Here is a 20,509-nt window from a genome sequence, read left to right as displayed (position 1 = left end):
GGCCGCCAAGGAAACGGGCGCCCATCCTGCTCCGGATGGGAATGATTATCAAGTGGATTTGGTGGGCAGTTTTCGGTGCCCTGGTCGCAGTTCGATCAAGGCACGGCTGCAAGCCGTTCCGCACTGAACCACCTGCGGGCAACAAAAAACCCGCAGGCGCCGCCGGCGGGTTCTTCGTTCTCGCAGCGGTGCGTCACCCAGCCTTGCGGTTACGACGCCGGTACGCGCAATGCCCGATACGGCGGGGTGGACATCACCATCTCGGCCAGCGAATAGGCCAGCTCGCGTTCGGCAAGCACCGCACCGTCGGCGCCGTGTTCGAGCAGGTGCTTGACCTCGGTGTCGCTGTGCGCGCGCGCAAGCAGCGTCAGCGACGGGTTGATCGCGCGCAGCTTGGCCAGCGCCTCGCCGGCTTCCAGCGGCTGTGGGATCGCCAGGATCGCGATCTTGGCATGCTCCGGGCGGGCTTCGGCCAGCACGCGGTCGGCCGCCGCACTGCCGCGGATGCCAGGAATGCCGGCCGCATGCGCCTTGGCCACATGATCGCTGTTGTCGTCGATCACCAGCACCGGCACGCCGCGGCTACGCAGCAACTGCGCCAGCGCGCTGCCGACGCGGCCATAGCCGATCACGATGGCATGACCATCCAGCGGCAGCGGCGGGCCGGGCGGCAGTTCCGGCTCCACCGCGGCCGGGGCGTCCTGCGCCTGCCTGGCCTGCCAGCGATCCAGCCACGAGAACAGGAACGGGTTGGCGATGATCGACAGCAGCGCGCCGGCCAGGATCAGGTCGCGCCCGGTTTCCGGCAGGATCGCCAGCTGCACGCCCAGCCCGGCCAGGATGAAGGAGAACTCGCCGATCTGCGCCAGGCTGGTGGAAATGGTCAGCGCGGTGCCGGTGGGGTGGCCGAACGCACGCACGATCACGAATGCGGCCAGCGACTTGCCCAGGGTCACGGTCAGGAACGTGGCCAGCACCTGCCACGGATGCTCGACCAGGATCATCGGATCGAACAGCATGCCCACCGAGACGAAGAACAGCACCGCGAATGCATCGCGCAACGGCAGCGAATCGCTGGCGGCCTTGTGGCTGAGCTCGGATTCCTTCAACAACATGCCGGCGAAGAACGCGCCCAGCGCGAACGACACGCCGAACAGCGTGGCCGACAGGAACGCCACGCCCAGCGCGATGCCGAGCACGGCCAGGGTGAACAGCTCACGCGAGCCAGTGGCGGCGACCTTTTCCAGCGACCACGGAATCACCCGCCGCCCGACCACCAGCATCACCGCCACGAACGCCACCATCTTGAACAGCGTCAGGCCCAGCGCGGCCAGTAGCGAGGTGGATTCGCCGGCATGTGCCGCGGCCGGCGCGGCGGTGCCCAGCACCTCGGCCAGCGCCGGCAACATCACCAGCGCGATCACCATCACCAGGTCTTCGACGATCAGCCAGCCCACCGCGATGCGCCCGCGCTGGGTTTCCAGCAGACGGCGTTCTTCCAGTGCGCGCAGCAGCACCACGGTGCTGGCCACCGACAGTGCCAGACCGAACACCAGCCCATGCATCAACGGCCAGCCCATGCTCCAGGCCAGCGCCCAGCCAAGCAGCGTGGCGACCACGATCTGCGCCAACGCGCCCGGAATCGCGATCCATTTCACTTCCATCAGATCGTCGAGCGAGAAGTGCAGGCCCACGCCGAACATCAGCAGCATCACGCCCAGCTCGGACAGCTGGTTGGCCATGGTCTGGTCGGCCACAAAGCCGGGCGTGAACGGCCCGACGCAGACGCCGGCCAGCAGATAGCCGACCAGCGGCGAGAGTTTCACTTTCTGTGCGAGCGTGCCCAGCACGAAAGCGACCGCGAGGCCGACGGCGATGATGTCGATGAGGCTGGTGTCGTGATGCATTCCAATCCGTTGTGAGAGTGTCCGAGAGAGCGTCGCGGGCGCGACCAGCCAACGGCACTGCGCCGGGCGTCGCCTGCGGGCATTGCGTGGTCATGGCTGGGGTCCGGCGCGGGGGAACCGGGACCGCGTTGCTAGTCCGGTTGGCCGGACGCCCATAGTACACAGCGCTTGATTAACGCGATGCGACACGCAGCGCATGCACGCAGGCCGATCCATGCGTCAGGCGCCGCGCGTAAACCGCTGTGGCCCGCACGTGTGCGTGCGAGTTGCGACGCAGGGCGCAAGTCCGGCACGCCGATTCAACATTGACGACACCGCTTCGCGCTTGCGCAAGGTCGCAGCGCGGCGCCGGCCGACAATCCGGGCTCCCAGTGGAGCGCCTGCGTCCTTCGGCAGGCCCATGCACGCATCGCCCCGTTGCGGGTGACGCCACACGAGCCAGGCCATGCATCTCAGCGATTTGGCAACATCTCAGTTCCGGCACGATCCCTATCCGACCTATGCGCGCCTGCGCGAGGAAGGCGCATTGGTGCAGGTGGCAGACGGGCGGCTGATGTCCGGCCGTTACGCCGTGGTCGATCGCCTGCTCAGCGATCGCCGGGTCGGCCGCGACTATCTGCAAAGCATTCGTCTGCGTTACGGCGAGGCGGCGGTGCACCTGCCGCTGTTTCAGGGCATGAGCCGCATGTTCCTGCTGCTCAACCCGCCGCTGCACACCCAGCTGCGCGGACTGATGACACAGGCCTTTGGTGCGCGGCAGATGGAATCCATGCGTGAAGTGGCCAGCGATACCGCCGCCGGGTTGATCGATGCCTTTCAGGCAAACGGCCACTGCGATCTGCTGACCGAGTTCGCGTTCCCGCTGCCGATCGCCATCATCTGCCGGATGCTGGATATCGATGCGGCCGATGTCACCGCGTTGAGTCACGCGACCAGCGCACTGGCAAAAGTCTTCGATCCGATGATGACGGCGGAGGAACTGCAGGCCACCAGCGTTGCGTACGACCAGCTGGCAACATATTTCCACGGCGTGATCGCGCAACGGCGCAGCGCTGGCGGCGACGATCTGATCGCGCGTTTCATCCAGGCCGAGGACAACGGCCGCCGCCTGAGCGACGAGGAGATCGTCTCCAACGTGATCCTGCTGTTCTTTGCCGGCCACGAGACCACCTCCAACATGATCTGCAATGCGCTGGTCGCGCTGCATCGGCATCCACAGCAATTGCGCCTGCTGCAGGAAACCCCGAGCCTGCTGCCCAATGCAGTGCTCGAATGCATGCGCTACGACAGCTCGGTGCAGATCGCCACGCGCACGGCGTTGCAGGATTTTGAGATCGAGGGCGTGGCGGTTCCCCAGGGCGCCATGCTGTATCTGATGCTGGGCGCGGCCAATCACGACACGCTGCAGTTCACCGCCCCGCAGCTGCTGGATATCCGCCGCCAGCAGGGGCGCGCGCTGTCGTTCGGTGGCGGCATTCACCACTGCCTGGGCAACCGGCTGGCGCTGATCGAAATGGAAGCCGCGCTGGCCTGCCTGCTGGCGCGTCTGCCGGCGCTTCGGCTGGAGCAGCTGGACACGCTGAGCTGGAACGATCGCGCCAACCTGCGTGGTGTGGACGCGCTGCTCGCCTCCTGGTGAGCTACGGCCAGGCGGCGCAGTGAGGCGCCAGGCCGGCACGCAGTGTTGCGGCAGTCATAGCGCTGGCAATCACCGCGGCAGATGACGCACGGCCGCTGCTGGCGAATCGAAGCCCACAACGACAAACACCGCCGATCACTCGGCGGTGTTTGCGTGGACGCATGTACGGATCGTCAGATCCGCTCGAAACCCACCGGTCAGAACCGGTAGGTGACCCGCCCGTACCAGTAGCGGCCGTTGAAGCCGAACGGCGACAGCGACGAATACTGCAGGCCGCCGGCGCGGTCGTCGTAGGCGGTGGTCAGCTGCGCCTTGGTCGGATACTGATTGGTGAGGTTGTCCGCGCCCACGGTGAAGGTGAACGCGTTCCAGGTCTGGCTGGCGGCCAGGTTCAACAACCAGCGCGCGTCGTAGGTCTGGTCCTGGCTACCATCGGCCGGGTCGCTGATGCGCTTGATCGATCCGTAGCGGGTGGCGTTGAAGTTCAGCGCAAAGCCGCCCAGCGTCCAGTCCGCCGCCGCCATGTACTTGGTGCGCGGGGTGGCGTCGGTGAGCAGGCCCTGGCTGGCGCGCCCGAAGTTGGGGTTGGACAGTTCCAGGATCGTGGTCTTGTTGTAGTTGGCGCTGGCACTGAGATTGAGCTTGCCGTAGCTGCCCAGGTCGGCGAGATAGCTGTTGATCCAGTCCACGCCACGGGTGCGGCTGGTGGCGCCGTTGACGAAGAACTGCACCGCGGCCACCTGGCCGATCGGCTGCGCCAGCTGCAGCTGGTCCGAATACAGGATCTGGTCCCAGATGCGGATCTGGTAGATGTCCAGGCTGGAAGTGAAGCTGGCGGTCGGCTGCCACACGGCGCCCAGGCCGTAGTTGGTGGATTTCTCCGGGCTCAGCGGGCCGGCGCCCAGCGCCACCGCGACCGGGTCGGAGGTGCGGTAGGTACCGACCTGTACCAGCTCGCCGTTCTGGATCAGCGTCACCACCGAGGCGTAGTTCTGCTGGGCCAGCGACGGTGCGCGGAAGCCGTTGGAGATGGTGCCGCGCAGCGAGAAGGTGTCGCTGAAGGCGTAGCGCGCCGACAGCTTGCCCGAACGCGTGGAGCCAGCGTCGCTGTAGTTTTCGTAGCGCGCGGCGATGCCGCCGGACAGCTTGTCGGTAATGTCCGCTTCCAGGTTGGCGTAGACCGCATTGCTGTGGCGTCCGAACTTGCCGGCCACCGTCGGCTCCAGGCCGGAGAACACCTGTGCGCCGCCCGGATACGGCGCGCCGTCGTCGGGATTGATGGTATTGGGATCGAAGAAGTACGACTCCGGCGAGCCGGCGGTGATCTGGTAGCGGTCCTGGCGATGCTCGGCACCGAAGGCCACGTTGACCGGATACGCCAGGCCCCAGTCGAAGGACTTGTTGACGTCCAGGTTGATCGTGCCCTGTTCGGTTTCGAAGCCACCGGAATTGAAGTTGGTCGGCGAGCTGCCGGTGGTGTAGTACAGGTTGGTGTTGATGCTGTTGAGGATGTTGAAGGTCATGTCGTTCTTGCCGTAGGTGGCCGACACGTCCCAGTTCCATTCGCTCTCGGTGCTGCCCTTCAAACCCAGCACCGCCGAGCGGTCGTTGGTGGGGTTGTAGATCTGCGGCAGGAAGCCGTTCTGGTAGATCGCCTGCACGTTGCGCGCGGTGTTGTCGGCGGCGCGGTAATAGCCGTTGGAGGTGACCTCGCGACGGCTCATGCTGAGATGGCCGTACAGTTCCAGGTTGGGCGAGAACGTGTAGCCGAATGCGGCCAGCCCCTGATAGAACGTGGAGGCCGGGTCGCCGTGGCGCTGGTAGGGCACACCGCCCGGATTGGGCGTGCCCGGCACGGTGGTGGCGCGGTTGGTGTTCTCGCCGCGGTTGGTGCTCATGGTGTTCTGGTAGTTCCACGATAACCGCACCCAGCCCGGCGCGGTGTCGCCGCCGCTGCCGCCGAACGGCAGGCCGACCGAGCCGTCGATGCCGTTCTGCTCGCCATCGCCCTTGTCCATGATGCCGCCATTGACCGACACGCTGTTGCTGCCGGCATCGGCGCCATGCTTGAGCACGATATTGACCACGCCGGCGATCGCATCGGAGCCGTACTGGGCCGAAGCGCCGTCACGCAGCACTTCGATGCGCGCGATGGCCGACATCGGCAGCGAGTTCAGGTCGGCCGGCGCCGAGCCGCGGCCGACGTACGGGTTGTAGTTGATCAGCGAGGAGGTGTGATAGCGCTTGCCGTCCACCAGCACCAGCACCGCATCCGGCGACAGGCCGCGCAGCGTGGCCGGGCGCGCTGCATCGTTGCCGTCGGAGATCGCCGGGCGCGGGAAGTTCAGCGACGGCAGCAGCTTGCCCAGCGCGGTGGCGATGTCGGTCGCGCCGGTGGCCTGCAGCGACTGCTCGGTGATGATGTCGATCGGCGATTCGGATTCGGCCACCGTGCGGTCGCTGACGCGCGTACCGGTGACGATCAGGGTGTCCAGGGTTTTCTGCGGCTGGGCAGGCTGCGATTGCGCACTGGCAGCGAACGTACAGACGGTGAGTGCGACCGAGATCGCAAGCGAGAGTGCGTTGGAGGTGTGCATGGGAATGGAGACTCAAAGGGGATGGTGGACGCAGCGATGCGTTGTGCGTGTTGCCGGGGGAAGACGACGGCGGACTGCGTGATCCGTGTTGCCTGCGCGCAGCGCGTGTGCGCTGGCAAGGCGACGTGCACAGCAAGACAGCAGACTGCGACGCAGCGTCTGCTGCGTGGCGCATCCTTGCGAAAGAAGGGGGGGAACTCGCCCTTTCGCGACAATCGGAAAGGGCGAGCGATGCTGCGGGCGTGCTGCCTCGTCTCAGCGAGGTGGGACGAGGCGATCGACGTGCCGGTCGCTGCCGACCGGCACGCGGCGATTTACCACTTGTAGCTCACGTTGGCGTACACCAGCGCACCGTTGAAACCGAACGGCGAGGCGCTGCTGTAGGGCAGGTAGGTGCGCGTGCCCAGGCCGGCTTCCTGGCGGTCGGGATACTCGTTGAGCACGTTGTCGCCGCCGATGGTGAAGTTCCAGTCGTTCAACTTGTAGGACGCGGCCAGGTCCAGCGTCCACTTGGCCGCATAGGTCTGGTCGCTGCCGGCGTTGGTGCCGAAGGTGCTGAACTCGCCCCAGCGCGTGGCGGTGCCGGTGAACGACCAGTTGCCCGGCGACCAGGTGCCGCCCAGGAAGAACTTGTCGCGCGGCGTGCCTTCGGTGATGCGACCGAGTTCGGCGCGGCCGATGCGCACCGCGCCCGGATCGATCGCTTCCAGCGCTGCCGGGTTGTCGGCGACCCGTTCCACTTCGGTCTTGTTGTAGTTGTAGCCGGAGGTCAGCTCCGCGCTGCCGCCGTCCAGGTTCCAGCGATAGGTGCCGACCGCATCCACGCCCTGGGTCTTGGTGTCCACTGCGTTGGTGAAGTAGCGCCCGCCACCGATGCCCGGGAAGCCATTGGCCTGCAGATAATTGCGCGCCGCATTGGAGGTGAGGTTTTCCGACAGCACGATGCGGTCATCGATATCGATGCGGTACGCATCGACCGTGATGTAAAGGTTTTCGATCGGCTGCAGCACCACGCCAAGTCCGTAGTTTTTGGATTCCTCGGCCTTCAACGGCTCGGCACCGAGTGCGATCGCGGCCGGGTTGTCGGTACGGAAGGTGCCGATCTCGAACGGGACTGCAGTGACCGTGCCGTTGGGCTGGGCCACGTTGAGGAACTGGGTGGCGATCGACTGGAAGTTCTGCTGCTGCAACGACGGCGCACGGAACCCGGTGGAGGCGGTGGCGCGGACGGCCACCTTGTCGGTGAACGCGTAGCGCAACGACAGCTTGCCGGTGGCGGTGTCGCCGAAGTCGCTGTACTTCTCGTAGCGCCCGGCCAGACCGGCCGAAAGCTTTTCGGTCAGATCCGCTTCCAGGTCGACGTACGCCGAATGGCTGTTGCGGTTGTAGTAGCCGGCGTCGGAGAGTTTGAAGCCGGGGAACACCTGTGCGCCCGGAATCAGTGTGCCTGCCGCAGAGGGAATGCCGCCATTGGCCGAGGATGCCGCATCGCCGGGCGACTGGTTGAACTTCTCACCGCGCCATTCCGCACCGAAGGCCAGCGTGACCGGATACGCCAGGCCCCAGTCGAGCGTCTTGGTGAAGTCGGCATTGAGCACGTTCTGGGTCACTTCCAGCGTGCCGGCATGGAAGTCAGTCGGGCTGGCCAGGCCCAGGCTGTTGTTCAAGCTGTTGCGCACATCGAAGGTGAGATTGTTCTGGCCGTAGTTGTAGCTCAGGTCGATGTTCAAGCCGCCTTCGGTCGAGGTCTTCAAGCCGCCCACCCACGACACGTCCTTGCTGACGTTGTAGATCTGCGGCAGGAAGCCGTCCGGATAGATTTCCGGGCGGTTGCGGTTGTCGCCGGCAAAGCGGAAATATCCGTTGGACAGTACCTCGCGGCGGCTGACCATGCCGAACGAGTAGAAGGTCAGGTAATCGGTGGGGCTGTATTCGCCGTTGAAGGAGATGGCGCCCTGGTCGATGTCCGGATCGCCGTAACGCTGCTCCACGCGGCCCTGGAATGGCAGCGCACGGTTGGTTTGGTCCGAATGCCCGGCCTGTGCGGCCAGATGCACCTTGCCGGTTCCGGCAAAGCTGAAACCGGCATCGCCGGACAGCTGATACTGCTCGCCGTCGCCGGCGCTGTACTTGCCATAGCGGCCATTGACGCTGCCGCCTTCGCCGCTGCCCTTGAGCACGATGTTGATCACACCGGCAATCGCATCCGAACCGTATTGCGCCGATGCGCCGTCACGCAGCACTTCGATGCGCTCCACTGCGGCGATCGGAATGGTGTTGAGATCGGCCGGCGACGAACCACGACCCTGGGTGTCGTTGAGATTGATCAACGCGGTGCTGTGATAGCGCTTGCCGTTGACCAGCACCAGCACCTGATCGGGCGACAGGCCGCGCAACTGCGCCGGGCGCACTGCGTCCGAGCCGTCGGAGATGGCCGGGCGGGGGAAATTCAACGAGGGGATCGCGCGTGACAGCGCGGTAGCCAGCTCGGTGGTGCCGGTCGATTCCAGTGCCTGTGGCGAGATGATGTCGATCGGCGATGCCGATTCGGCCACGGTGCGATCGGCCACGCGCGTGCCGGTCACGATCAAGGTATCGAGCGTTTTCTGGGTGGGAGCCTGTGACTGCGCGGACGCGTTTGAAGCGGAAAACGACAGTGCAAGAACAACGGCAACTGCGAGTGGACTGGTCTTGCAATTCATGCGGTGACAACTCCGAGTGGGGAACGGATGCATCGCAGGGGGCCCCCTCCCGGGCCGCGTCCGTTGCGGCAGCTGCGGTGCGTTCCCAACCATTAACCACGTGTAACCGCATGTCAAATTTTGGTTACGTTGCGCAAGTAACTGTCATGCATGACGTGCTACTGCCATCGTTGTCATCGTGCACCAAAGTGATGCGCCGTTTGCACCAGACCTGCGGTATCAGCCGCTTGCCTGCACCATCATGGACATCGATACGAGATATGAAACTTCTGCATCAGAACGTGATCTGCACCGCATCGGCACTGCGTTGCGCAGGACCATGGAACACCGCTTCGATGTTGTTGCCATCCGGGTCGAGCACGAACGCAGCGTAGTACCTGGGGTGATACGGGCGCACGCCCGGCGCGCCGTTGTCGCGACCGCCGTGGGCGAGGGCGGTCTGATGGAATGCATGCACCATGGCCACGTCGTGCGCCTGGAAGGCCAGATGGTGGCGGCCGGTGAGTTCGCCTTGCGCCATCGTGTCGCGATCGGATACGAACAGCTCGTCGGCCCAGAAGAATCCCTCGCCTTCGCCACCGATCGGAATGCCCAGCACATCGAGCACCGCCTGGTAGAAACGTCGGCTCGCCGCCAGGTCGTGGACGACCAGATGCAGATGATCGATCAGGCGGCCACGTGAGAGCTGCGCTGCGTCCATGGTGGGTGCTCCGGCAGGGTGGAAGCGGTGTTGATACCACCGCGGCCGTCGGCAGTTCTTCACGGCGCATCGATGCCCGCGCCTGGATGGCTGCATCAAAACGCCGCACGCACAACGGATAAAAACGCACACGCCCCGGGCAGGCCGGGGCGTGTGGTCAGGCGTCAGGATGCGATCGTGCCGCGTGGGTCAGTAACCAACACGTGGCAACACCGCAGCAGTGTGGAGTGCTGTATTGATTACCAGCGATAGTTGATGCGGCCGTACACGTAGGCACCGTTGAAGCCGAACGGCGACAGATTGCTGTACGGGAACTGCCCGCTGGTGGAGTTGGCGAAGTTGTTCTCGTCCGGGTACTCGTCCAGCAGATTGTCCGCACCCAGGGTCAGCGTCCAGCGATCGATCTTGTAGCTGGCCGAGGCATCCACCACCCACTTGGCACCGAAGGTCTGGTCGTTGATCGCCGCGGCCGGACGCGTGCTGTACTTGCCATAGCGCGTGGCACCCAATGCCAGCGTCCAGTGCTCTAGGTTCCAGCTACCGTTGACCAGGAACTTGTCGCGCGGGAAGCCTTCCTCGATGCGACCGCGTTCGGTGCGGTCGATGCGCTCCAGGCTCAGCCCGTTGGCCGACAACGCGGCCGGATTGGCGGCGACGCTGCGCACTTCGGTTTCCGAATAGTTGTAGCCGGCGGTCAGGTCCACGCTGCTGGCGGCGAGCTGCCAGCGGTAGCTGCCGACCACGTCCACGCCGCGCGTGCGCGTGTCCACCGCATTGGTGAAGTAGCGCCCGCCGTTGATGCCGAAGATGCCCTGCGCTTCGAGCAGGTTGCGCACGCCGGTGCCGGTGAGGTTGGACGACAGCACGATGCGGTCGTCCACGTCGATCTGGTACGCATCCACGGTGAGGTAGAGCGCATCGGTCGGCTGCAACACCAGGCCCAGGCTGTAGGACAGCGAGGTCTCGGCATCCAGCGGCTCTGCACCCAGCGCGCGCGCCACGTTGCTGTCGGCCGGGAAGGTGCGGATCTCGAACGGGTTCGGATTGCCGGCCAGGAAGGTGGTGCTGGTGGACTGGAAATACTGCTGTGCCAGCGACGGCGCGCGGAAGCCCGACGCCACCGTGCCGCGCAGCGCGATCTTGTCGGTGAACGCATAGCGCCCGGACAACTTGCCCGATGCCTGGCTGCCGAAGTCGTTGAAGTCTTCGTAGCGCCCGGCCAGGCCGGCGGAGAACTTGTCGGTGAAATCGGCTTCCAGGTCCGCATACAGCGCGTAGCTGTCACGCGAGTACCGCCCGGACACGCTCGGCGCGAATCCGCCAAAGCCCTGCGCGCCACCGGCCAGCGTGCCGGCCTGGAAATACGAGCCCACTTCGCCTGGCGACTGGTTCCACTTCTCGTTGCGGTATTCGGCGCCGAAGGCCACCGTCACCGGGTACGCCAGGCCCCAGTCGAAGCCGCGCTTGACGTCCAGGTTGACGATGTTCTGCGTGGTCTCCAGCGCGCCGTCGTAGAAGGAAGTCGGCGAGCTCGGCCCCAGGCTCACGTTGAGCGTGTTGCGGGTGTGGAAATCGATCTTGTTGTAGCCGTAGTTGTAGCTGGCATCCCAGTCCCAGCCGCTGGCGGTGGAGCCGCGCACGCCGGCCACCAGCGAGCGGTCCTTGGCGTAGGTCTGGATTTCCGGCAGGAAGCCCTGCGGATACACCGACAGGATGTTCTGGCTGCTGCCCGGCGCGCGGAAGAACGCGAACGAGGTGATGTCGCGGTTGCTGGCGGTGGCGAAGGCGTAGCCGGTGATGCTGTCGCTGAAGGCGAACTCGGTATTGGCCGACACCGCCTGCGCATTCACGTCCGGGTCGCCGATCTTGAACGCCTTCTGGCCCACGGCCGGCTGCGAGGCGCTGGGTGCGCCGGCATAGCCGCGCGCGCGGTCGGTGGGGTCCTGCTGGTTGAGCTGGGCGGCCACGTGCAGCCAGCCGCGCTCGTTGCCGTAGGCCACGCCGGTGTCGCCGGACAGCTCGTAGTTGCTGCCGTCGCCGGCCGAGTACTGGCCGAAGCCGGCCTGCAGGCTGCCGCCCTTCTCCGCGCCCTTGAGCACGATGTTGACCACGCCGGCGATGGCATCGGAGCCGTACTGCGCCGAGGCGCCGTCGCGCAGCACTTCCACGCGCGCGATCGCCGCCACCGGAATGGTGTTCAGGTCCACTGCCGCGGCGCCACGGCCGATGGTGCCGTTGAGGTTGAGCAGCGAGGAGGTGTGGCGGCGCTTGCCGTTGACCAGCACCAGCACCTGGTCCGGCGACAGGCCGCGCAGCTGCGCGGGGCGGATCGCGCTGGTGCCGTCGCTCAGGGCCGGGCGCGGGAAGTTCAGCGACGGCAGCGCGCGGGCCAGCGCGGTGGCCAGCTCCGAGGTGCCGGTGGCCTGCAGCGACTCGGCGCTGATGATGTCGATCGGCGACTGCGACTCGGCCACGGTACGGTCGGACACCCGGGTGCCGGTGACGATGACGGTATCGAGCGTATTGGCGGGCGCGCTGGCCGGGTTGGCGGTCTGGGCGAAGGCGGGGGAGGCGAGCAGCGCCGCAATGACGGCGGTTGCGAGCGTGGACAACGGGTAATTCATGACAACTCCGAACGGGGGTCCAGGCAGGACCAGCAAGGCTGGGCGGGGTCTGGTCGCGGCGATGCGAAGGGAACGACGGCCAGCCCGAAGGCGCTAATTATTCGTTAACGCTAGAATGGCGTCGCAGGAGTGCTGCTCATCTGCTCATTCCTTTTCGTTCTATCGGACTGTCCATCAATGATTTCCCTGCGCAACTTCTCCATGCGACGCGGCGAGCGTCTGCTGTTGTCCAACGTCGACCTGACCATGCATGCCGGCTACCGCGTCGGTGTGGTGGGCCGTAATGGCACCGGCAAGTCGAGCCTGTTTGCCGCGGTCAAGGGCGAACTGGAAGCGGACAAGGGCGATGTCGACCTGCCCGGCAAGGTGCGCACCGCCAGCGTCTCGCAGGAAACCCCGTCGCTGCCCGATCCGGCGCTGTCGTTCGTGCTCGGCGGCGACATCGAGGTCTCGGCGATCCTGCAGGAAGAGGCGGCGGCCACTGCGCGCGAGGACTGGGAAGCGGTCGCCAACGCGCACCAGAAGATGGCCGAGCTGGGCGCCTACGATGCCGAGGCGCGTGCCGGCAAGTTGCTGCACGGCCTGGGCTTCCCGGCCGACACCCATCACCGCGCGGTGTCCTCGTTCTCCGGCGGCTGGCGGGTGCGCCTGAACCTGGCGCGCGCGCTGATGATGCCCAGCGACCTGCTGCTGCTGGACGAGCCGACCAACCACCTGGACATGGATGCGGTGCTGTGGCTGGAGCAATGGCTGCTCAAGTACCCGGGCACCTTGCTGCTGATTTCGCATGACCGCGAGTTCCTCGACAACGTGGCCACGCATACGCTGCATCTGCACGGCGGCACCGCCAAGCTGTACGTCGGCGGCTACACCGATTTCGAGCGCCAGCGCATCGAGCACCTGCGTCAGCAGCAGATCGCCCACGACAAGGAACAAGCCGAGCGCGCGCATCTGCAGAGCTTCATCGACCGCTTCAAGGCGCAGGCCAGCAAGGCCACCCAGGCGCAGAGCCGCATGAAGCGCCTGGCCAAGATGGCCGGCACCGAAGCGGTACGCGCCGAGCGCGAATTTCGCATCCAGTTCGCCCAGCCCAATCGGTTGCCGTTTTCGTTGATCCGGCTGAATCACGCTGCGTGCGGGTATGCGGCTGCGCCGCGGGATTCGGGAATCGGGAATGGGGAATCGCAAAAGCTGGGGTCCAGCGATGCGATTACCGTGTTGCACGATGTTGGATTTGGATTGGAGGCGGGTGACCGGATCGGGTTGCTGGGGCCGAATGGAGCGGGTAAGTCCACATTGGTCAAAACCCTGGTCGGTGAGTTGGCGCCGCTGTCGGGCGAGCGCAGTGCGCATCCGGATCTGCGGATTGGCTACTTCGCCCAGCACACGGTGGAATCGCTGCACGAGGGCCAGTCGCCGATGGATCACTTCCGCGAGCTGTCGCCGGATGGCTCCAATCAGGCGTTCCGCGATTTCCTGGGCAAATGGAATTTCGCCGGCGACCGCGCCTTCGAAGTGGTGGATGGGTTTTCCGGCGGCGAGCGCGCGCGTCTGGCGCTGGCACTGATCGCCTGGCAGCAGCCGAACGTGCTGCTGCTGGACGAACCGACCAACCATCTGGACCTGGAGATGCGCGAGGCCCTGGCCGAAGCGCTGAGCGACTTCGAAGGCGCCATCGTGATGGTCTCGCATGACCGCCATCTGATCGGCCTGGTCTGCGACAGTTTCTGGCGCGTGGCCGATGGCGTGGTCGAGCCGTTCGCTGGCGATCTGGACGAATACGCCGCCTGGCTGCGCAGCCGCCCGGCCGCGCAAGGCACCAAGCAGAAGATGGCCGAAGTGGCGCCCACCCCGCCGCCGCCGACCAAGCCGCTGCCGCCGAAGAAAGCCGTCAACCCGCACAAGCTGGCCAGCGCGGAAAAGCGCGTCGGCGAACTGGAAGCGGCGCTGGCGGCACTGGACCGCGAACTGGCCAACCCCGGCAACTATGCCGACAGCGACAAGATGGCGGTGCTGGGCCGCGACCGTGAGGCGACGGCGCAGCAGTTGGTCGCCGCCGAGGCGGCGTGGATGGAGCTGCTGGACGGGGCGGACTGACAGCGCGCATCCGGCTGGCGCCGTAGCGGCGCACCCGGCCGGAAGAACGTCACTGCGCCGGTATCGCGCCGCGCTTGCCTCATCAAGGCGCGCGTGCGTCGCACCGCCCGATGTGGCAGGACCATCGCGGCCTACGCGGCACCGGCGTTGCCGATCCCTGCGACGGTCACGTCGTGCGATCAGCCTGCCCGCAGTCGTGCCAGTAACGACGTGCTGGCATACCCGTCCTGCGGCAACTGCTGGCTGCGCTGGAATGCACGGATTCCCTGGCGAGTTCGCGCCCCCAGCGCACCGTCGACGCCGCCTACGTCGAATCCCTTGTCGGTCAGCCGCTGCTGCAGCTCGGTGATATCTGCCACGCTATTAAGCGGCGGATCGTCTTTGGGCCAGGGCTGTTCGACCCCGGCTCCACCCGCATAGCCATCGGCCAGCAGACCGACCGCCAGCGCATAGGCGGTGGAATTGTTGTAGCGCAAAATGCTGCGGAAATTGTCGAACACCAGGAACGCCGGGCCGCGATACCCGGTGGGCAAAAGCACCGATGCCTGTTCCTGGGCCAGTGCGGGCGCAATCGGCTTGTTGCCACACACCACACCCTGGCGCTGCCATTCGGCAACGGTTTTCTTGATCGTCATGTCGGCCTGCGCGTAGTCGAAGCCGCCTGACAGATGCACTTCCTGGCCCCAGGGAACAGCGCTGCTCCAGTTGCTCTGCTTGAGATAGTTCGCGGTAGAGCCCAAGGCATCCGCACTGGAATTCCACACATCCCGTTTGTGGTCCCCATCGTCGTCGACGGCGTAGTCGCGATAGGTGCTCGGAATGAATTGCGTCTGTCCCATGGCGCCGGCCCACGAGCCTATAAACTGCGATCGATCGACGCCTTTTTCCGTCTGCAGGATCTGCAACGCCGCAAGCAGTTGCGTATTGCCATAGCGGGTACGCCGACCCTCATGCGCCAGCGTCGCCAGCGAGCGGATCACGTAGCGGTCGCCGATCTGTTTGCCGTACTCGCTTTCCATGCTCCAGATGGCCGTCAGGATGCGCGGATCCACACCGTACTGCTGCTGCAACTTTTGAAAGAGGGCGCGCTGGCTGACCAGCAGTTGCTGTCCTTGCTGGATGGCGGACGGGGTGACACGGTCATCGAGATAATCCCAGAGATAACGGGTGAATTCGGGCTGCCGCTGATCCAGTGCCTGCACCGATGGATCGGGTGTGACGCCAGCGAATGCGGTGTCCAGTGTGGTTGGTTCAATGCCGGCAGCGAGCGCACGCTGGCGGAAGTCGACCAGCCATTGTTCGAAGCTGGGCGTGGGTGCGGCATCTTGTTGGGCAGCGGCGTTCGTTGTGGGAGGCGAGGTTGTTGCAGGGGCAGGGGCTTGCGCTGTCGCGTTGGCGGCAGCAACACCTGCGCCGATACAGAGCGAGAAACGAAGAAGATGCGAAGGCGTGATCATGGGGCCGCCCGATGCGGGATGGGAGCCCAATGTAGCCATCACTTTCCGGGAATAAAGCTATTGCAGCTATTCGTTTTCACCACGTCTTTCATCTCTAAAACAGGCGGCCAACAGCGAGTATGTCGGCGTGCGCCTTCGGCGCGGGTCCAGAGGGAACAGGTGCCGCTGGACCGCTCATGCGGAAATGGTTTGCGCAAGCCAGCGGTGAAAGCTGAGCGCGGCTGCGCCGGCCGGCCGCGAGCGCAGCCGGGTCAGCCAGTAGCGTCCGGCATCGATCTGGATCGGGAACGGGCACACCAGGCGTCCGGCATCCAGATCCTGGCGAAACATCGGCAACGGCAACAACGCCACGCCGGCACCGGCGGCCGCCGCGCTGGCCAGCGTCAACGACGAATCGAACATCGCCCCGCGCGCGGCGATCTCGGTCATGCCCGCCGCGCGAAACCACTGCGGCCATTCGTCCAGGCGATACGAACGCAACAACGGCATACCTGCCAAGTCGGCCGGGGTGCGCAAGCCACGCGCCATGCTGGGTGCACACACCGGCGCAAACGGCGCCTCCATCAACGCCTCGGCAATCTGGCCTTGCCAGTCGCCATCGCCAAAGCGGATCGCCAGATCCAGTCCTTCGCCGGCCAGATCGACCCTGTTGTTGTGGGTGGACAGGCGCAGCTCGATCTCCGGATGCGCCGCATGAAAGGCGTCCACGCGCGGCAGCAGCCAGCCGGTGGCGAAGGTGCCGACCACGCCGACGCTGAGCACCTCGCGATAGCGCCCATCGGCAAAGCGCTCCAGGGTGGCCGCGATGCGGTCGAAGGCCTCGCCGAGCACCGGCGCCAGTGCCGCGCCTTCGTCGGTAAGCGCCACGCCGCGCGGCAGGCGGTGGAACAGGCTGGTTCTCAGTTGCTGCTCCAGCGCCTTGATCTGGTGGCTGAGCGCGGCCTGGCTGACGCACAGCTCGCTGGCGGCGCGGGTCAGGTTCTGGTGGCGCGCGGCGGCCTCGAAGGCGCGCAGGGCATTGAGCGGGAGACGGGGGCGGGGCATGCGCAGAGATTAGTTCAATTCATGCCAGGGATCGAAACATCGCAATAGTCCGGTGGCCGGCATGCGCCGATACTGCGCGCTCTCCAAGGGAGGTTGCTGCATGTTGAACCGTCGACAATTCCTGTACGCAACCGGCGTGGGCGTGCTGCTTGCGGCCTCCAGACCTGCATGGGCACTCACCCCGGCGATGACGGTGGACGATGTGCTGCGGGCACAGTGGGCGGAGATTGAACGCCGCACTGGCGGCCGCCTGGGCATCAGCCTGCTCGACAGTGCCACCGGCAGGCGCCTCGGCCAGCGCGAGGACGAGCGCTTTCCGATGTGCAGCACCTTCAAATTTGTATTGGCTGCGGCGGTGCTGCAGCGGGTGGACAGGGGCGAGCTGACATTGGCGCAACGGGTAACGATCCGCGCCTCCGACATGCTCGAGCATGCCCCGGTCACCGAGCGCCATGTCGGCGGGTCGCTGAGCGTGGCCGAGCTCTGCCGGGCCACGATGATCTACAGCGACAACCCGGCCGCCAACCTGCTGTTTCCGCTGGTCGGCAACCCGGCCGGCCTGACCGCCTTCCTGCGCGGCATCGGCGATGCGCACACCCGCAGCGACCGCCACGAGCCGGAGATGAACCGCTATGCCGAAGGCGACCCGCGCGACACCACCACGCCGGCGGCAATGGCCGCCACCTTGCGCACCCTGCTGCTCGGCAACGCGCTGCAACCGGCCTCGCGCAAGCAGCTGACCGACTGGATGATCGACAACCGCACCGGCGATACCTGCCTGCGCGCCGGCCTGCCGCGCGGCTGGAAGATCGGCGACAAGACCGGCAGCAACGGCAGCGACACCCGCAACGACATCGCCATCATCTGGCCACCGGCAGGCAAGGCACCATTGCTGCTCACCGCGTACTTGAATGGCGCCAGCGTCGACAGCGATGCGCGCGATGCGGCGTTGAAGGCAGTGGCGGCCGCGGTGCGCGACAGCATGGTGGGTTGAGCGCAACGACCCGCTGTCTTCCGCGTTATGTCGCATGTGAGTCCGCAAGCTGCTTGCGGTTTCCTGCCAGCTGTTCGAGGTACGACGGGACGCATCAGGGGGTGTCATTGCCATCGCTGTCTATCCGGGCCATCTGTGGGCGCACGAGGACGACGACAGTGCCACACGCGATCCTACCCATCTGTCGCTGCGGCCAGACATCATCGTCATTGCGCGGACGCCGCCGATCTTCTTGCTGCAGGCCAAGGACGATGCGGTGAATGGCGTCAGTCAATTGCTGGCCTACTACGTGGCGCTCAAGCAGGCTGGCGTACCGGCAGAAATGCATCTCTACGCCGAGGGCGGGCATGCGTTCGGTCTACGCGCAGGTGCACTGCCGATCGCACAATGTCCGCATCTGGTGGAAACCTGGTTTGGGACGATCGGCATGCTGGATGCGGCCGACGCGCACTGAGCGCGACCGTGCGCAAGCGTGCGCAAGCGTGCTGATCGCGCAGCCGCCTGCGTTCTCACCGCATGCCCGGCTGCAAGGCTCAGCCGGGTGCGCCGATCGGCAAAGGCAGATCTTGCTGCAGCCGCGCCGGCCCGCCCATGGCCGGGTCGCTGACGCTGTCTGCGCCGGTTTCGATACGTCCGGCCAGACGCTGGGCTGCGCCGTCGTGGTGTACCCACAGGTCGTACCAGCCGCCAGTTGCCGCCGCCTTCCAACGGCGCTGCTCGGTGGTGCCGGGTGCAACGCTCAGGCGTTCATGCGGCTGCGCGGCTGAATATGCGGCTGGTTGCAGCTCCACCTGCACGGTAGTGCTGCCGGCATTGCGCAGCGATAACGACACGGCTGCGGGATCGTTCGCATCCTGGGTGATCTCGGTCATCAGCAACGCTGCACTCAGATCACCACGGTAGTGGCGATGGAATCCGTTGGGGCCGAGCAACCACAGATCGTAACGGCCATCGGCGGTGGTCCACGTGGCATCCACTGCTGCGCCGCTCCCTACGGTGTAACGGCGCGGAATCGCCGCAAGATCGAAGCGGTCGTAGACATGCAGGACCACCGCAGCACCCGCGTTGGACATGCGCAGCCTCACTTGGCCACGCTCGGGCAACTGGGCCAGTTCCACGCTTTGGCGATACGGCAGCGCCCGCGAACGGCGTGTACCGAAGGGCTGCTGCGGCGGTTGCAACGCGGCAGGCAACGGCGGCAGTGCGTGTTCGCGCAGGGCTGCTGCGCGCGCTGCGGTCGCGCTGACATCGGGCAGCGCCGCGGCGAACAGGCGCGCATCGGCCCTGCGGAAATCGAACGCATTGACCAGGTCGCCACAGACCGCCCGCCGCCACGGCGTGATCTCCGGTGCGGGCACGCCGAAGCGGCGCTCCAGCAGCCGCAATACCGACGTGTGGTCGTACACCTGCGAATCCACCCAGCCGCCGCGGCTCCACGGCGAGATCACGTACAGCGGCACGCGCGGGCCCAGGCCATAGGGGCGGCCGCGCAGCTCGGGCAGATCCACTTTCTGTTCGCCCGGTGCCGGGTGGCGATGGTAGTCATCGTCGGTGGCGATGCTGGATGCGCCCGCAAAGCCGCTGGCCGCGTGCGGGTCCGGCGACGGGGTCGCAGGCGGTGGCATGTGATCGAAAAAGCCGTCGTTCTCGTCGAACATCAACAGCAATGCGGTGCGGCTCCATACCTGTGGGTCGGCGGTCAGCGCATCCAGCACGCGTGCAGTGTAGGCCGCGCCTTGCGCTGGACTGGAGGGATCAGGATGTTCGCTGCCGGCCGCATCGGCAATGATGAAACTCACCGATGGCAGTTGCCCGCCCAGCACATCGGCACGTAATTGCTCCACACCGCGCGTGCTGACGCCACGCGCGCGCAGTTGCGCATCGTGCCCGGGCGCAGCAGTGAAGGCCTGCCGAAACGGCGCAAAGCCCGCCAGCGGGTTGTCGGTGAAGTTGTCGCGCATGTCCTGATAGATCTGCCAGGACACGCCGGCGTTCTGTAGCTGCTCGACGTAGGTCGTCCAGCGGTAGGGGTCGGCAAAACCGCCCAGCTCCGCAAAGTTGTCGTGCGAGTTGCCGATCACCGGACCACCGGCACGCGCCTGCGGGTCGTTGCCGCCGCTCCACAGGAACACGCGATTGGAATTGGTACCGGTCTGGATCGAGGCGTGGTACGCATCGCAGATGGTGAAGGCGTCGGCGAGCGCGTACTGGAACGGAATATCCGCGCGCCGGTAATAGCCCAGCGCATGGTTGTGCTTGGCGGCGGCCCAGTGCCCGAGCCGGCCGTGATCCCAGGCGCGTTGCGCATCCACCCAGCTGTGCGGCGTGCCTTGCACGCGCATGAAGCCGAATTGCGCTGCCGTATCCAGCGCAAACGGCGTCAGCCATTGGCGGCCGTCTTCGCTGGGCTGCAGCCACACCGTGCGCGCGGGCGCGCCCGGTAACGGCGGTGCGGGAATCGGAAAACGATCGCCGAACCCGCGCACGCCGGGCAGGCTGCCGAAGTAATGATCGAAGGCGCGGTTTTCCTGCATCAGGATCACCACATGCTGCAGATCCTCCAGCGTGCCGGTGCGGCGGTCCGGCGCGATGGCGGCGGCCCGCGCGATGCTGGGGGGCAGCAGCGCGGCGGCGGCACCGGCAAGCCCGGTCTGCAGAACGCGGCGGCGGGGAAGGTCGATCATCGTGTCACCTGGTTGGCGCTCCCATCCTGTCTGCGCTGGAGCGGGTCGAGCGTACCCGACGCGT

11 protein-coding genes and 1 pseudogene are annotated in these 20,509 nt (G+C 66.0%); 4 read left to right on the top strand and 8 right to left on the bottom strand.

Annotation, left to right across the window (positions count from 1 at the left end; translation table 11 throughout):
- Positions 1-209 precede the first annotated feature (209 nt).
- The gene (gene ybaL / locus ABQY64_RS15560) at positions 210-1,907 is read right to left on the bottom strand and encodes a YbaL family putative K(+) efflux transporter (protein WP_046343878.1); all 1,698 of its coding nucleotides are present in this window, start codon (positions 1,905-1,907) and stop codon (positions 210-212) included.
- Between the two features lie 445 nt (positions 1,908-2,352).
- Between ybaL and ABQY64_RS15555 the strand changes: the two genes are divergently transcribed.
- A complete protein-coding gene (locus ABQY64_RS15555) occupies positions 2,353-3,546 on the top strand; it encodes a cytochrome P450 (protein WP_349779913.1) in 1,194 nt (397 codons plus the stop codon).
- Between the two features lie 197 nt (positions 3,547-3,743).
- On the opposite strand, the gene ABQY64_RS15550 is transcribed toward ABQY64_RS15555, so the two are convergent.
- The 4 genes from ABQY64_RS15550 to ABQY64_RS15535 all read right to left on the bottom strand — a co-directional run bounded on the left by ABQY64_RS15550 (position 3,744) and on the right by ABQY64_RS15535 (position 12,169).
- Entirely contained in the window at positions 3,744-6,143 is a 2,400-nt protein-coding gene (locus tag ABQY64_RS15550) for a TonB-dependent receptor (RefSeq protein WP_349779912.1), read from the bottom strand.
- Positions 6,144-6,457: 314 nt separating this feature from the next.
- A complete protein-coding gene (locus ABQY64_RS15545; RefSeq protein ID WP_039519478.1) occupies positions 6,458-8,845 on the bottom strand; it encodes a TonB-dependent siderophore receptor in 2,388 nt (795 codons plus the stop codon).
- A 274-nt stretch (positions 8,846-9,119) separates the two neighbouring features.
- The gene (locus ABQY64_RS15540; RefSeq protein WP_349779911.1) at positions 9,120-9,545 is read right to left on the bottom strand and encodes a VOC family protein; all 426 of its coding nucleotides are present in this window, start codon (positions 9,543-9,545) and stop codon (positions 9,120-9,122) included.
- Positions 9,546-9,784: 239 nt separating this feature from the next.
- Complete coding sequence (locus ABQY64_RS15535) at positions 9,785-12,169, bottom strand: TonB-dependent receptor (RefSeq protein WP_349779910.1); 2,385 nt, start codon at positions 12,167-12,169, stop codon at positions 9,785-9,787.
- Positions 12,170-12,346: 177 nt separating this feature from the next.
- On the opposite strand from ABQY64_RS15535, the gene ABQY64_RS15530 reads away from it, so the two are divergent.
- Complete coding sequence (locus tag ABQY64_RS15530; protein WP_104600138.1) at positions 12,347-14,266, top strand: ABC-F family ATP-binding cassette domain-containing protein; 1,920 nt, start codon at positions 12,347-12,349, stop codon at positions 14,264-14,266.
- 179 nt (positions 14,267-14,445) lie between these two features.
- On the opposite strand, the gene ABQY64_RS15525 is transcribed toward ABQY64_RS15530, so the two are convergent.
- On the bottom strand, positions 14,446-15,723 hold the full coding sequence (locus tag ABQY64_RS15525; RefSeq protein WP_349779909.1) for a lytic murein transglycosylase: 1,278 nt from the start codon (positions 15,721-15,723) through the stop codon (positions 14,446-14,448).
- A gap of 174 nt (positions 15,724-15,897) precedes the next feature.
- Positions 15,898-16,767 carry a LysR family transcriptional regulator AmpR gene (ampR, locus tag ABQY64_RS15520; RefSeq protein ID WP_039519488.1) on the bottom strand — a complete coding sequence of 290 codons (870 nt, stop codon included), beginning with the start codon at positions 16,765-16,767 and terminating at the stop codon, positions 15,898-15,900.
- 100 nt (positions 16,768-16,867) lie between these two features.
- On the opposite strand from ampR, the gene bla reads away from it, so the two are divergent.
- On the top strand, positions 16,868-17,761 hold the full coding sequence (bla, locus tag ABQY64_RS15515) for a class A beta-lactamase (protein ID WP_102253605.1): 894 nt from the start codon (positions 16,868-16,870) through the stop codon (positions 17,759-17,761).
- A 109-nt stretch (positions 17,762-17,870) separates the two neighbouring features.
- Positions 17,871-18,215, top strand: a pseudogene (locus ABQY64_RS15510) (alpha/beta hydrolase); the annotation flags it as partial.
- A 79-nt stretch (positions 18,216-18,294) separates the two neighbouring features.
- On the opposite strand, the gene ABQY64_RS15505 reads toward ABQY64_RS15510, so the two are convergent.
- Entirely contained in the window at positions 18,295-20,445 is a 2,151-nt protein-coding gene (locus ABQY64_RS15505; RefSeq protein WP_349779908.1) for a phosphocholine-specific phospholipase C, read from the bottom strand.
- Between the last annotated feature and the right edge of the window lie 64 nt (positions 20,446-20,509).

The organism is Xanthomonas sp. WHRI 7065, assembly GCF_040203115.2.
Lineage (GTDB): Bacteria > Pseudomonadota > Gammaproteobacteria > Xanthomonadales > Xanthomonadaceae > Xanthomonas > Xanthomonas arboricola.
Note: the sequence above shows the minus strand (reverse complement) of the source record. Positions and strands in the feature narration are given on the sequence as shown.

Coding starts and splice junctions, on each gene's coding strand:
- ybaL (WP_046343878.1), bottom strand. CDS start 1,907: ATGCATCACGACACCAGCCTCATCGACATCATCGCCGTCGGCCTCGCG.
- ABQY64_RS15555 (WP_349779913.1), top strand. CDS start 2,353: ATGCATCTCAGCGATTTGGCAACATCTCAGTTCCGGCACGATCCCTAT.
- ABQY64_RS15550 (WP_349779912.1), bottom strand. CDS start 6,143: ATGCACACCTCCAACGCACTCTCGCTTGCGATCTCGGTCGCACTCACC.
- ABQY64_RS15545 (WP_039519478.1), bottom strand. CDS start 8,845: ATGAATTGCAAGACCAGTCCACTCGCAGTTGCCGTTGTTCTTGCACTG.
- ABQY64_RS15540 (WP_349779911.1), bottom strand. CDS start 9,545: ATGGACGCAGCGCAGCTCTCACGTGGCCGCCTGATCGATCATCTGCAT.
- ABQY64_RS15535 (WP_349779910.1), bottom strand. CDS start 12,169: ATGAATTACCCGTTGTCCACGCTCGCAACCGCCGTCATTGCGGCGCTG.
- ABQY64_RS15530 (WP_104600138.1), top strand. CDS start 12,347: ATGATTTCCCTGCGCAACTTCTCCATGCGACGCGGCGAGCGTCTGCTG.
- ABQY64_RS15525 (WP_349779909.1), bottom strand. CDS start 15,723: ATGATCACGCCTTCGCATCTTCTTCGTTTCTCGCTCTGTATCGGCGCA.
- ampR (WP_039519488.1), bottom strand. CDS start 16,767: ATGCCCCGCCCCCGTCTCCCGCTCAATGCCCTGCGCGCCTTCGAGGCC.
- bla (WP_102253605.1), top strand. CDS start 16,868: ATGTTGAACCGTCGACAATTCCTGTACGCAACCGGCGTGGGCGTGCTG.
- ABQY64_RS15505 (WP_349779908.1), bottom strand. CDS start 20,445: ATGATCGACCTTCCCCGCCGCCGCGTTCTGCAGACCGGGCTTGCCGGT.